This window comes from Mucilaginibacter sp., assembly GCF_041660805.1.
GTDB lineage: Bacteria > Bacteroidota > Bacteroidia > Sphingobacteriales > Sphingobacteriaceae > Mucilaginibacter.
Map to the genome: position 1 here is coordinate 26,350 of NZ_JBAZVP010000009.1, position 12,682 is coordinate 39,031.

At 41.2% G+C, this 12,682-nt stretch carries 14 protein-coding genes; 10 read left to right on the forward strand and 4 right to left on the reverse strand.

The features are described 5' to 3' along the window. Position 1 precedes the first annotated feature (1 nt). Together WC743_RS13365 and WC743_RS13370 are read left to right on the forward strand one after the other, a co-directional pair. Complete coding sequence (locus tag WC743_RS13365; RefSeq protein WP_373012511.1) at positions 2–991, forward strand: MlaD family protein; 990 nt, start codon at positions 2–4, stop codon at positions 989–991. A 279-nt stretch (positions 992–1,270) separates the two neighbouring features. Beyond that, positions 1,271–1,747: a DUF4126 family protein gene (locus tag WC743_RS13370; protein WP_373012512.1), complete on the forward strand. Its 477-nt coding sequence runs from the start codon at positions 1,271–1,273 to the stop codon at positions 1,745–1,747. A gap of 2 nt (positions 1,748–1,749) precedes the next feature. Here the strand turns inward: WC743_RS13370 and WC743_RS13375 are convergent, their stop codons facing one another. Beyond that, positions 1,750–2,481, reverse strand: a complete 732-nt coding sequence (locus WC743_RS13375; RefSeq protein ID WP_373012513.1) for a hypothetical protein — start codon at positions 2,479–2,481, stop codon at positions 1,750–1,752. Between the two features lie 181 nt (positions 2,482–2,662). Here WC743_RS13375 and WC743_RS13380 point away from each other — a divergent pair, with 181 nt between their 5' ends. From WC743_RS13380 to WC743_RS13390, 3 genes are all read left to right on the forward strand, one after another. Next, a complete protein-coding gene (locus tag WC743_RS13380) occupies positions 2,663–3,142 on the forward strand; it encodes a sigma factor-like helix-turn-helix DNA-binding protein (RefSeq protein WP_373012514.1) in 480 nt (159 codons plus the stop codon). Beyond that, the gene (locus WC743_RS13385) at positions 3,142–3,636 is read left to right on the forward strand and encodes a hypothetical protein (RefSeq protein WP_373012515.1); all 495 of its coding nucleotides are present in this window, start codon (positions 3,142–3,144) and stop codon (positions 3,634–3,636) included. The genes WC743_RS13380 and WC743_RS13385 overlap by 1 nt, the downstream gene beginning before the upstream one ends. Before the next feature lie 83 nt (positions 3,637–3,719). After that, the gene (locus WC743_RS13390; RefSeq protein ID WP_373012516.1) at positions 3,720–3,884 is read left to right on the forward strand and encodes a hypothetical protein; all 165 of its coding nucleotides are present in this window, start codon (positions 3,720–3,722) and stop codon (positions 3,882–3,884) included. Between the two features lie 4 nt (positions 3,885–3,888). On the opposite strand, the gene WC743_RS13395 is transcribed toward WC743_RS13390, so the two are convergent. Both WC743_RS13395 and WC743_RS13400 read right to left on the reverse strand, forming a co-directional pair. Next, on the reverse strand, positions 3,889–5,427 hold the full coding sequence (locus WC743_RS13395; RefSeq protein WP_373012517.1) for an alpha-N-arabinofuranosidase: 1,539 nt from the start codon (positions 5,425–5,427) through the stop codon (positions 3,889–3,891). 81 nt (positions 5,428–5,508) lie between these two features. Continuing rightward, positions 5,509–6,732 carry a multidrug effflux MFS transporter gene (locus WC743_RS13400; RefSeq protein WP_373012518.1) on the reverse strand — a complete coding sequence of 408 codons (1,224 nt, stop codon included), beginning with the start codon at positions 6,730–6,732 and terminating at the stop codon, positions 5,509–5,511. Positions 6,733–6,847: 115 nt separating this feature from the next. On the opposite strand from WC743_RS13400, the gene WC743_RS13405 reads away from it, so the two are divergent. From WC743_RS13405 to WC743_RS13425, 5 genes are all read left to right on the forward strand, one after another. Continuing rightward, a complete protein-coding gene (locus tag WC743_RS13405) occupies positions 6,848–7,276 on the forward strand; it encodes a putative quinol monooxygenase (protein WP_373012519.1) in 429 nt (142 codons plus the stop codon). A gap of 194 nt (positions 7,277–7,470) precedes the next feature. Next, on the forward strand, positions 7,471–8,781 hold the full coding sequence (locus tag WC743_RS13410; RefSeq protein ID WP_373012520.1) for a gluconate:H+ symporter: 1,311 nt from the start codon (positions 7,471–7,473) through the stop codon (positions 8,779–8,781). A gap of 11 nt (positions 8,782–8,792) precedes the next feature. After that, a complete protein-coding gene (locus tag WC743_RS13415; protein ID WP_373012521.1) occupies positions 8,793–9,599 on the forward strand; it encodes an alpha/beta fold hydrolase in 807 nt (268 codons plus the stop codon). Positions 9,600–9,698: 99 nt separating this feature from the next. After that, positions 9,699–10,019 (forward strand): hypothetical protein, encoded by a 321-nt coding sequence (locus tag WC743_RS13420; RefSeq protein WP_373012522.1) that lies wholly within the window; start codon positions 9,699–9,701, stop codon positions 10,017–10,019. Between the two features lie 282 nt (positions 10,020–10,301). Continuing rightward, positions 10,302–10,664 (forward strand): PleD family two-component system response regulator, encoded by a 363-nt coding sequence (locus tag WC743_RS13425; RefSeq protein WP_373012523.1) that lies wholly within the window; start codon positions 10,302–10,304, stop codon positions 10,662–10,664. A gap of 101 nt (positions 10,665–10,765) precedes the next feature. On the opposite strand, the gene dnaK is transcribed toward WC743_RS13425, so the two are convergent. Next, a complete protein-coding gene (dnaK, locus tag WC743_RS13430; RefSeq protein ID WP_373012524.1) occupies positions 10,766–12,673 on the reverse strand; it encodes a molecular chaperone DnaK in 1,908 nt (635 codons plus the stop codon). Positions 12,674–12,682 lie beyond the last annotated feature (9 nt).

Below are 12,682 nucleotides of genomic sequence, written 5' to 3' on the forward strand. Positions count from 1 at the left end.
AATGGATGCATCAGAAAATAGAAGATCAATAACAGTAGGCATATTTGTGCTGCTTGGGGTAGTAGTGTTCGTAGTTGGCGTACTTACTTTGGGCGGGCAAAATAAAAGCTTCGTTAAAAGCATACACATCAGTTCCGTATTCAGCGATGTTTCCGGATTAAAAAAAGGCAACAATGTATGGTTCTCTGGTGTAAAGGTTGGTGTTATTAAAAGCATCCGCTTTACCGGCAACTCGCAGGTTGATGTTGATATGAGCATTGAGGCCAGTTCGCAGCCCTATATACACCGTAATGCGGGCGTACGTATTAGCAGCGATGGTTTAATAGGTAACAAGATAGTTGTGATAGATGGCGGCAGCCCGCAGGCACCTATTGTGCAGGATGGCGATGTACTACAATCAGAGAAGTTACTTTCTACAGATGATATTATGAAAACCCTGCAGCAGAACAACCAAAACCTGCTTGCTATTACTACAGACTTTAAAACCCTTGGCCACCAGATACTGGCCGGTAAAGGAACCGTTGGCGCATTACTGGCAGACAGCACCATGGCGCTACAGTTACGTGCGGCTATGCGCAATTTGCAAACGGCTACTCAAAGCGCATCGCTTATGGCAGTACAGCTTAATCATTTCAGCAATAAAATGAATACCAAAGGCGGCCTTGCTGATAAATTGCTTACTGATACCGTTGCTTTTAACCGCATACAGGAATCGGTTACCAAACTAAAAGAGGCGGCCAACAACGCTACCATCCTTACCGATAACCTTAACAAAGCCAGCAATAAGCTTAACAGCACTGATAATATAATGGGTGTTTTACTGAACGACCCTAAAGGCGCGGAAAAAGTACAAAGCACACTTAATTACCTGCAGCAAAGCTCCGTTAAGCTTAATGATGACCTGGAAGCCCTGCAACATAACTTTTTGCTGAAAGGTTTTTTCAAGAAAAAAGAAAAAGCCAAACAGGATAGTTTAAAAGGAAAGATGTAAGCACATTTGCTTGAAGATTTTTTAAAGCGATGAGTTAAGGCTCATCGCTTTTTTTGTTAATAGCATATCCTGGGGTCACCCTGAGCTTGTCGAAGGACGCGCGCAAAGGGCCACCCCGCAATGTGGTTCGACAGGCTCACCATGACAAGACAAGCTCGGCATGACCCAAACCCTCAAATTTGTCATTGCAATGACAAGCAAATTTTCGCTCCTCCCCAATTAAACAAAACCATCCCCCGTTACGCCTGTTGCTATGATAACATCAATACAGATACTACCATGAAACAACGGAACATTATATTACAAACATTGGGCCTGGGCGCTGTAGCGGGTATGAGGGCTACAATGGCTCCTGCAGTTGCCAGTCATTATTTAAGCAACCACCCTAACCCGGCATTGTCACACTCATCCTTTCGTTTTATACAGCTGCCTGTTACCGCTATAATTACCAAACTACTCTCGGTTGCTGAAATTACCGGCGATAAGATCCCCAACGGGCCTGATCGTATTGCTTTTCCGCAGCTACTGGCACGTGTAGCATCGGGCGCGTTTGTAGGTGCAACCATATTTAAAGCCAACAGGCAAAGCGTTATTGATGGGATGTTATTAGGCGGCGCATCAGCGCTGGCGGTTACTTTTGCCAGCTATTACCTGCGTAAATATGCCGATAAGCAGTCTTTTTTAAAAGAACCAATAACCGGTGTAATTGAAGATGCCGTGGCTTTAGGCACGGGTATCTCCATTATTAAGGCTTAGCGTTAATTAATTTCCAGGGAGTCGGGCTTGCGCTTATCTAAGGGCAGTGCCTGGTACTTTTTATAGCAGTCGTTAAGGTAAGCAGCAAGCTCAAAATTATTGCGGGTATACTCCTTTACACCGGGCGTATAAAGCCCTATAAAGTTATCCATATCAGCACCGGTTAAGGGTATATATTTGCTTAGGTTTTTAGGTGTGAAGATAAGCGCGATCTTATCCATAGTATCAAAATCTTTCAACTTCTGGTTCAACTTTGCCTTTTTGTGCTCATCCTTTTTCCAGTACCAAAACCGGAGGATTATACCACCATCATAATAACCTCTTTTGTCTCTATGGTACACGGCAGTTTGCCCATGATACAGCGGATCATAATAAGTATTAAAATTAGATGTTTCGGTAGTTTTAATATTTACCTGACTTAGTTGGTTCTTCTTTGGCTCCATAAAAACTTCCTTCTCGCGCATGTTTATTATTACCAATGTATCTGCCTCGTAGGCAAAGCTCTTAAACCTGATCATATCACCAACTTTAGCGGTAATACTAAACCTCCCTTTGGCATCTGTTAGTAAACTTTGTTTATTGGTTAAATTCTCTACCAGTATATCTGCAAGTACTATACGGGTTTGGCTCTCAAACACACGGCCTTTTAACTTTTGGCCAAACGCGGTACCTGCCACAAAGAAAAGCGAAAAAAGAAGTACCCATTTAAACATGCTTAAAGCTATGAAAATCATGTCTTTTTATACCAAAGCAGATCTTTATTTAACTAAAATTAACACTTGCACCAGGGCACATTGATAACACTATGTTTTAAACGGGCAGGTAAAAAATTAAATTAATTAATGGAATGATGTTTAAACAACAGTTTCGTATAAATTAAGTATTTTTGATCTGCTAATTTAATAACCTCTCCAATTGAAACAACAGTTAACAAGTGCTGAAGCTTCATTACAAACACGCACACAAACCAAACAAGATCTTTTTAACAGGTTTGGCGGCATGCTGCTTGGTTATATATCAGAAGTTGTTAAAAATAACCAGGTAGCAGAACAATACCTGGTTGACGTTTTTAACCAGTTGCAATTTTCTGATATACAAGACATCACAAAGCCGGGCATAAATACATTTGTTTACTTACAGGCTATAGTCCGCAAAAAACTGGCTGTTTTCACATCATCAATTGATGGGTACGCAAATACCGGCAAACCAAAAACCTTTATAATTAAGGGTAATAAGTTTGTCGATCTGATGAACCCCGATCAACAGCAAGTTTTTTGTGAGATCTATTACCATGGCAAAACTGTGACTAACCTTGCAGCCGAGCTAAATAAAACAGAAGCTGCTATCAGGGAGCTGCTTAGAGAAGCTTTCATTTTAATAAGGAGCAACAGGTAATGGTACAACAGCAATATATAGATAGCGGCATTTTAGAAACCTATGTAATGGGTTCCGCCTCTGATGAAGAGGTAAAGGAATTAATGTATATGAAAGCCACTTACCCCGAGGTATGCTTTGCATTACAACAACTGGAGATTGATATGGAACACATTGCCCGGCATATGGCTGTTACACCTCCTGTATGTACCTGGGACAAAATATCTGACACCATTGATGAACTGATGGTTCGCCCGGTAAATGATCTCAAAAAAAACCAAACCGACAGGGCAGACAGAGACTTTAGCAACTTTAATAAAGGCAGTCAATATATAGTAGTTGAAGCCGAATCAAACCATATAAGGGTTCATAAGATTTGGAGATGGATTTTAGCAGCGATATTTTTATTAGGCAAAATATTTTTAGGTTTTGCTATTTATTTTTACCTCGAAAACAAGCAAGCCAAACAGCAGCTTAAGGAGCTAAAAACCGAGCTCAGACAAATAAAAAAGTAAAACCCTTCCGCTTTACACTACGCCTGCATTAAAATTTGAAACCTTTTATGTAACCAAAAGTTATATTTAAAGGAGACAACATCATGGCAGCCCCATCAAAAAAACCAACAGATAAAAATACACCTGGTTCAAGATCATATACCGGCCCTAACAAGGACTTAAATACCGACATGCCTTTAAGTGAAAAAGACGAGGTAAAAAAAGCCGAAGAAAGAACCGCTAAGGCCGCAAAAAGATCATCTAAATAAAGTATTATTTAAGCTCAAGCGTTATAACTGATTTTGCAGGAATATTTACTACTAATTTATCGCCATCTTTTTTAGCGCCTGTAAAATTATGCAGCTGTAACTTGTTGGGATTTTGAAAAGTATTAATATCCGTAATGTTAGCTGATGTTAAAACCGTCCCGGTAACGCTGCTCCATTTTACATCTTTCAATGTACTGTTTATCGCTACAGCTTTGTTCATATCCAAATTCACTATTGATATATGCACCTTGCCCGCGGCATCCTGTGAGGCAGATACATTTAATGCAGGTATACTTTTCCCACCAACTTCATAATCAGGCGATTTTAACGCGATGTCAAGATATTTTGCATCCTGATGAACCTTATACATATCAAATACATAATAAGTAGGCGTTAATAGCATCTTTTCTTTCTCGGTAAGTATTAATGCCTGTAATACATTAACGGTTTGCGCAAGCTCAGCCATCTTAACACGATCGCAATGATTATTGAATATATTTAATGTGCTTGCAGCTATTAAGGCATCGCGTAAACTGTTTTGCTGATATAAAAACCCTGGTTTACTGCCCGGCTCAGGGTCTGTCCATATGCCCCATTCATCAACTGCCAGTGCTACTTTCTTTTGTGGATCGTACTTATCCATAATAGCCGAGTGTTTGGTAACCAGCTCTTCCATTTTTAAACAGTTCACCATGGTATTAAAATACTCCTGTTCTGTAAAAGCAGTTGCCGATCCTTTTTTGCCCCAATTACCTGTAGGGACGGTATAATAGTGCATGGATAGGCCCCACATCATGTGGTTGGGTATGTTTTTCATACATACTTCCGTCCAGTTGTAATCCTCAGAATTTGCGCCACTTGCAATTTTTTTAAGCGGCGCGCCGGGGTAATTTCTTGCATATGTAGCATAGCGTTTAAACTCGTTTGCATAGTATTCGGGCGTCATTTCGCCTCCGCAGCCCCAGCTTTCATTTCCTACACCCCAAAAAGTCACTTTATATGGGTTGGGGTGACCGTTTTTTTTGCGCATTTGCACAACTGTGCTTGTACTGTTAGAGTTTAAGTACTCTATCCATTTAGACATTTCTTCTACCGTACCGCTGCCTACATTACCGGCTACATAAGGCTCACAATCAAGTAATTTACAAAGTGCTAAAAATTCATGTGTGCCAAAGCTGTTATCTTCGGTAACGCCGCCCCAGTTGGTATTAACCATACGCGGCCTTTGTGCGCTCGGGCCAATACCATCGCGCCAGTGATACTCATCGGCAAAACAGCCCCCGGGCCAACGCAAATTGGGGATCTTTATTTTTTTTAATGCAGCAACCACATCCAGCCTGATGCGGTCTTGTTTTTTTACCGGCAGGTTCTTATCAACCCAGAAACCATCATATACACCACGCCCTAAATGTTCGGCAAACTGGCCGTATATGTGTTTGCTTATAATTTTATTTGAGCCGGTACTTATGGTAATACTTGCATCGTGCTGCGCAAAAGCGCTTAATTGCCAACAAGTTAAAAACAGGCATATACATTTTTTCATACTGCAATAATAATTGTTAAAATTACAGTTATAAACTTAGTAGTTTTATTTGTATCTGCAAGAAGTAATAATAAAAATTTATTAATGTGCTACTGCCTGCCCTGCTTTCGCCACAACTTTTTCTTTGATGTTGCGCCTGCCTGTGAGTAATACAATTAATGCAAGGGATGATGATACTACCATTATACCCGCCATTGGTGCTGCAGATTTACCGGGAAACAAACTTACCCCTACCGATACCGCCGAACCAATGCACATTTGAAACGCGCCCAATAGTGCCGACGCTGTGCCTGCATTTTTCTCGAATGGCGCCAACGCCAGGGCGGATGTATTGGGGCTGGATATGCCTACACAGCACAACACCCCAAATATCATCACTAACGATCCGCCTAAGCCCAACAGGTTTTGCCATGCACCAACCAGGAATAAAATAGAAATGATCACCATGGCAGATATAGATACAATAACGATCTGTTCACTTTTAAACTTCTTAACCAGCCCGCTATTTACCTGACTGGCGCCGATAAACCCAACCGAGAGGCCGGCAAATATCCACCCGTAGGTTTTGCTGCTTACCTTAAACACATCCATAAATACCAGCGGCGATGCCGATACATAAGCAAACAAGCACGAAAAGCCAATGCCGCCGCAAATAGCATAAGTATAAAACTGCGGGTTTTTAATTACGGCAATAAAGCTGTTGATGATTGGCTTTGGCTTTAATGAGATGGATGAATCGGGTTTGTAATTATCACGCAGGCCAAATACAACGGCAAGCATTATTAATACTGCCATTACAGCCAGTATTATGAATATGGCGTGCCAGCCAAATGCAGCTGTTACATACCCGCCGGCAGTAGGTGCTATCATAGGCGATGCGCCAAGCACCAATATTAACAGGGCAAATACTTTAGCATTATCCTTCAGCGGGAAAATATCCCTAACCATGGTCATTGATGCTACACCCGCCGCGCAACTGCCTATAGCCTGTATAAAACGTAATGCTATCAATTGCTCAATGGTAACAGAAAAATAACAACCTATAGACGCTATTATGTACAGGCCTAAACCAAAATACAAAGGTTTTTTACGCCCGTACTTATCCAGCAGCGGGCCGTATAATAACTGCCCTGCAGATATGCCTATAAAAAAGGTAGATAGTGACAGGGCAACTTTCTCTGTAGTGGTATGCAGCGATTTTGCGATTGCCGGGAAACCGGGCAGGTACATATCAATAGAAAAAGGCGCCAGTGCAGTAAGCGACCCAAGTATAAGTATCAGGAAAAAATAGCGCTGCTTTGTCATAAATTTCCGCAAAGAACGTTGTTTAATTTCTCTTAAATGAAAGCCGAATGTAAAATGTTGAGATAGCTTTCCGTTTGGGCTCTTATGATTATATTTACTTAAGCATCTAACTAATATGAAAACATTAAAAACAATTATTAAAATACAATTAAGCCGCAGTATCTGGCTGATCTTGATTGCTACCACATGCATATCGCTTTCCTTTAGTACAAAAGCCAGGGCACAGCAGAAAAATCAAATGTTTAGATTGGCAAAAATTCAAGTCGACCCATCACAATTGGCAAAGTATAACGCTGCGTTAAAAGAGCAAATGGCCACTGCTGTTCGTGTCGAGCCCGGCGTATTAACTTATTATGCTGTTGCCGACAAAAAAGATCCTTCGCACATCACAATCCTTGAAATATATGCTGATACAGCGGCATACAAAGCACATATAGTAACACCTCATTTTAAGAAGTACAAGGAAACGGTTGAGCACATGGTTAAATCTTTAGAACTTATTGATGTTAACCTGATTGGTGCAGCAAAAAAACCCGACAATTAATTTTATGCTTGCCCCATCAAGTATTTGGTTACCAATTGTTTTATAAGCTTTGCAAAGAGTGCATTCCATAAATAAAAATGCTCTTTCAAACCAAGACACTCCAATATTATCAATAGCATTTACATAAATGTTATTACTTTAGTTGCGCCGGCTTGCGGTAACAATATAATTATAAACTCCTTACTGTAAAAACAATGTTAGTTATACTTTTTTGTATAGTACTGCTCATACTTTTGGTAAGCTGGGCCAAAATAAATCCTTTTTTAGCGTTCCTGATAGTTTCAATTGCCGCGGGTTTATGTTTAGGCATTCCATTAGATAAAATCACGGCATCTGTACAAAAAGGCCTGGGCGATACCTTAGGATCATTAGCTGTAATAATTTGTTTGGGCGCCATGCTGGGTAAGCTGGTGGCTACAAGTGGCGCGGCACAAAAAATAGCCGGGGTGCTGGTAAATGCTTTCGGTATAAAGTACATTCAACTGGCATTGGTTGCCGCCGCTTTTATTGTTGGGATACCCCTGTTTTACGGCATTGGCTTTGTGCTAATGGTGCCACTGATATTTTCTGTTGTTTACAAATATAAACTGCCCGCGGTATATATTGGGTTGCCCATGCTTTCGGCACTGTCTGTTACACATGGTTTTTTACCGCCGCACCCGGCCCCATCTGCATTGGTGGTGCTTTTTCATGCTAATATGGGGCTTACCCTATTATACGGGTTAATGATAGCCATACCCGCTGTAATACTGGCCGGACCTGTTTTTGCACAATTCTTAAAAAAGATCCCATCAGAACCCCTGGCCACCTTCCGCGCCGAAGATTTGCCTGATGAGAAGTTACCCGGCGCGGCTAATAGCTTCTTTACCGCCCTGCTCCCGGTTCTTTTATTAATGATCACCGCTGCTTTCCCATACATGGGTGTAACTAACCAAAACGTACAGAAAGTAGTTGCTTTTATAGGCGACCCATCCATAGTGATGTTGCTGGCACTTGTTGTGGGTACTTACACCCTTGGCATAAAACAGGGCAAAACCATGGGCGAAATAGGCACTATTTATGCCGATGCGATAAAAGATATCTCATTAATATTATTGATCATAGGCGGCTCAGGCGCATTCAAACAAGTACTTACGGATAGCGGCATCAGTAACCAGATAGCTGCCGGCCTGCAATCATTTAACCTGCAGCCTTTATTTTTAGGCTGGCTTATAGCGGCAATTATCAGGATAAGCCTGGGTTCGGCAACGGTAGCGGGACTAACTGCTGCGGGTATAGTATCTTCTATGCTGATAAAAGACCCGAGCATCAACCCAAACCTTATGGTACTATCTATTGGAGCAGGCAGCCTGGCATTTTCGCATGTGAACGACTCGGGGTTTTGGCTCTATAAAGAATATTTTAACCTTACTATAAAAGACACCATTTTATCGTGGTCGTTAATGGAAACAATTGTAGCATTTGTTGGGCTGGCCGGTGTATTAATACTTAACCTGTTTGTTTAAAATTTAAGCCAATGAAAAAGTTCATCTTCTTTTTAGCTTTTTGCTCCGCGATGATCTGCGGGGAAAGATTGTTTGCACAGGTAGCAGCAGAGGGTTCCTACTTTACCTCGTTTGATGGCACAAAGATCTACTATGAAGTAAAAGGCGATGGCTACCCGGTTGTGATGGTGCATGGCTTTACAGGTACCAGCCAGGGTTGGAAAAGAGGAAAGCTGTATGGCGATCTGCTCACTCAAGGTTATAAGGTGATCATACTGGACCAGCGGGGCAATGGCCAATCGGACAAGCCGCATACCGATGCGGGCTATGCCAACGATGCCGAAGCTAAGGACATTATGGGTTTAGTAAGCAGCCTGGGGATTAAAGCATATTATGCTGTTGGATATTCGCGCGGATCTATCATTACTTCAAGGCTAATGGTATCAGATAAACGTGTTAAGAAAGCGGTAATGGGTGGCATGGGCGCCGATTATACCAACCCCGAATGGCCAAGGAGGATCCATGCCTACAAAGCTTTAATGGGCGATACCACCCAACATGATGTTGATGATATGATGGTATATATCCGCAAAAGCAATTTTGATAACCTGGCATTGGCTTATCAGCAAAAGCACCAGCCATCTACCAGTAAAAAGGAACTGGCGAAGGTTAAAATACCCGTACTGCTAATTGATGGCACCGAGGATACTACGAATGGCGACGTATCTATATTGCAAAAAATGATACCCGGTTCTATAATGAAAACTGTATCCGGTGATCATAATAGTGCAGGCAATAGTATACAATTTTCAGATACAGTAACTGCATTTTTAAAATAGGACTTATTATAAAGCAATGATTTTCAGCGCTATAAACAGCGATATTATTTACGGCTTATTATTTGCATAGGGGTTTGTGTTATAACAAGATACAATTCTATGAAAAAGTTAATCATATTTAGCGGCCTTATAATGACATTAACAACTACTGTTAATTTTAATGTTCAGGCACAAGAGAAAACAGGTATAAGTAAACAGGGTAAAGGTGCAATTATTGGCGGTGCCGGTGGTGCTGTTGCCGGTGGCTTAATTGGCAAAAGCGTTGGCGGTGCTGTAATTGGCGGCGCTATAGGTGCCGGTGGTGGTTATATAATTGGTAACGAAGCCCGCAGGCGCGAAGAAAAGAAGAAACGTGCGGCATACCTGCAGCGCCGTGCAAACTGGAAAAGAGCACATCCGGGTAAAAAATATCCTTACTAAACAAAAAATGCTATAAAAAAAGCCGCGGTTAACTAACCGCGGCTTTTTATGTTTATGGCTTAATGTTGGCCCCTCAACCTCTCCAAGCCCCTATGGGTCTTATTATTTAAATACAACGCCCGAAAATTAATTTATAATATAAATATTTCTGTTATTTTTGATATATTGCAATAGCCCTAGCAGAAAGAAGAGTCCCTTAGCCAACGTTTTTGAGTGCAGCGTAAATTTATTTACATACTTTAATACCTTTTTCTACTTGTTTGAGTTTATTTAATATCTTTTATGGTAAAGCGTATTTTAGTATTGGACGATAATCAGGACATTTTGGCAATTGTGCATGAAACCCTGACCTATGAAAATTTTGAGGTAAAAAGCACCGGTGAAAGCGCGGAAGTTATGCCTTTGATTGAGGAATTTAACCCCGATCTTGTTATTTTAGATTACCGTGTAGCAGGCACTAACGGCGGTGAACTATGCAGGAAAATAAAGTTGCACCCTCAATATTGCAATGTCCCGGTTATTATATTCTCGGCCTACATTAATCACGAGGCCGACCTGTTGGCCTATGGCTGCGATGCCATTATTAACAAACCGTTTGATTTAACAGAATTAGTTGAAAAGGTAAACAACCTTATAAACAACTAGCCCTTATTGCAAATATTATTATTGCATTTAGCAAATATTAAATAAAAAGCCGGTACATTTTAAATGCACCGGCTTTTCTATTATAGTAATCTTCTAACAGATTATTTTACTTCTTCGAAGTCAACATCAGTTACGTTATCTGCACTGCCTTCAGGGCTGCCACCAGCAGACTGACCTGCGTCAGCTCCCGGTTGTTGGCCTGCTTCTGCAGATGCTTTATACATATCTTCAGATGCGGCTGTCCATGCGGTATTCAATTCCTCCTGTGCTGTATCAATAGCAGGAAGATCTTTAGATGCATAAGCAGCTTTCAGTTTCTCTAAACCTGACTCGATAGCACCTTTTTTGTCAGCAGGGATCTTATCGCCATACTCTTTCAGCTGTTTTTCAGTTGAGAAGATAAGGGCATCAGCCGAGTTCAGTTTTTCAACTTCTTCTTTAGCTTTTTTATCAGCATCAGCATTAGCTTCAGCTTCGTCCTTCATCCTTTTGATCTCGGCATCAGTTAAACCTGATGATGCTTCAATACGGATCTTTTGCTCTTTACCTGTAGCTTTATCTTTTGCAGATACATGCAGGATACCGTTGGCATCAATATCAAAAGTTACCTCAACCTGTGGAACGCCACGAGGTGCTGGTGGTATACCATCTAAGTGGAAACGGCCAATAGTACGGTTGGCAGATGCCATTGGGCGCTCGCCCTGTAATATATGGATCTCAACAGATGGCTGGCTATCAGACGCGGTTGAGAATGTTTCTGATTTTTTAGTAGGGATAGTTGTGTTTGATTCTATAAGCTTGGTCATTACACCGCCCATAGTTTCGATACCTAATGATAATGGGGTAACATCTAACAACAACACATCTTTAACCTCGCCGGTTAATACACCACCTTGTATTGCAGCACCAATAGCTACAACTTCATCCGGGTTAACACCTTTTGATGGTGCTTTGCCAAAGAATTTCTGTACGGCATCCTGTATAGCAGGGATACGTGTTGAACCACCTACCAAAATAACCTCGTCAATATCTGAAGTGCTGTAACCAGCGTTTTTCAAAGCTGTTTTACAAGGCTCAATTGTACGTTTTATTAAACTATCAGCCAGTTGCTCAAATTTAGCACGGGTTAAAGTTTTAACAAGGTGCTTAGGCATACCGTCAACAGCGGTTACGTATGGCAGGTTAATTTCTGTTTGAGTTGAGCTTGATAATTCAATTTTAGCTTTCTCTGCAGATTCTTTTAAACGTTGCAAAGCCATTGGATCTTTACGCAGATCAATACCTTCGTCGCTTTTAAATTCATCAGCCATCCAGTCAATAATTACCTGGTCAAAATCGTCACCACCTAAGTGAGTATCACCATCGGTTGATTTTACTTCAAAAACGCCATCGCCTAACTCAAGTATTGATACGTCATGTGTACCACCACCGCAGTCAAACACAGCAATTTTCATATCCTTGTGCGCTTTATCCAAACCATAGGCAAGGGCAGCAGCAGTAGGCTCGTTAATTATACGACGAACTTTTAAACCTGCAATTTCACCGGCTTCTTTAGTAGCCTGGCGTTGTGCATCGTTAAAATAAGCCGGCACGGTAATAACCGCTTCGGTAACTTCATGTCCTAAAAAATCTTCGGCAGTTTTCTTCATTTTTTGAAGTATCATAGCCGAGATCTCTTGCGGAGTATATTTACGGTCGCCAATTTCAACGCGGGGGGTATTGTTGTCACCTTTAATAACACTGTAAGGCACACGCTCAGCCTCTTTAGTAACCTCGTTAAACTGGTTACCCATGAAGCGTTTAATTGAATAAATAGTTTTAGTAGGGTTAGTGATAGACTGGCGCTTTGCAGGATCACCTACTTTACGTTCACCATCGTTAACAAAAGCTACAACAGATGGCGTAGTACGTTTTCCCTCGCTGTTAGCAATAACTACAGGCTCATTGCCTTCCATTACAGCTACACAGGAGTTTGTTGTTCCTAAGTCAATTCCAATTATTTTAGACATATTATGATT

What these genes read in the sequence shown, in the direction of transcription:
- WC743_RS13420 (WP_373012522.1), top strand. Translation starts at nt 9,699, where the DNA reads ATGAAAAAGTTAATCATATTTAGCGGCCTTATAATGACATTAACAACT.
- WC743_RS13390 (WP_373012516.1), top strand. Translation starts at nt 3,720, where the DNA reads ATGGCAGCCCCATCAAAAAAACCAACAGATAAAAATACACCTGGTTCA.
- WC743_RS13410 (WP_373012520.1), top strand. Translation starts at nt 7,471, where the DNA reads ATGTTAGTTATACTTTTTTGTATAGTACTGCTCATACTTTTGGTAAGC.
- WC743_RS13365 (WP_373012511.1), top strand. Translation starts at nt 2, where the DNA reads ATGGATGCATCAGAAAATAGAAGATCAATAACAGTAGGCATATTTGTG.
- WC743_RS13415 (WP_373012521.1), top strand. Translation starts at nt 8,793, where the DNA reads ATGAAAAAGTTCATCTTCTTTTTAGCTTTTTGCTCCGCGATGATCTGC.
- WC743_RS13405 (WP_373012519.1), top strand. Translation starts at nt 6,848, where the DNA reads ATGAAAACATTAAAAACAATTATTAAAATACAATTAAGCCGCAGTATC.
- WC743_RS13400 (WP_373012518.1), bottom strand. Translation starts at nt 6,732, where the DNA reads ATGACAAAGCAGCGCTATTTTTTCCTGATACTTATACTTGGGTCGCTT.
- WC743_RS13375 (WP_373012513.1), bottom strand. Translation starts at nt 2,481, where the DNA reads ATGATTTTCATAGCTTTAAGCATGTTTAAATGGGTACTTCTTTTTTCG.
- WC743_RS13370 (WP_373012512.1), top strand. Translation starts at nt 1,271, where the DNA reads ATGAAACAACGGAACATTATATTACAAACATTGGGCCTGGGCGCTGTA.
- WC743_RS13395 (WP_373012517.1), bottom strand. Translation starts at nt 5,427, where the DNA reads ATGAAAAAATGTATATGCCTGTTTTTAACTTGTTGGCAATTAAGCGCT.
- WC743_RS13385 (WP_373012515.1), top strand. Translation starts at nt 3,142, where the DNA reads ATGGTACAACAGCAATATATAGATAGCGGCATTTTAGAAACCTATGTA.
- WC743_RS13425 (WP_373012523.1), top strand. Translation starts at nt 10,302, where the DNA reads ATGGTAAAGCGTATTTTAGTATTGGACGATAATCAGGACATTTTGGCA.
- dnaK (WP_373012524.1), bottom strand. Translation starts at nt 12,673, where the DNA reads ATGTCTAAAATAATTGGAATTGACTTAGGAACAACAAACTCCTGTGTA.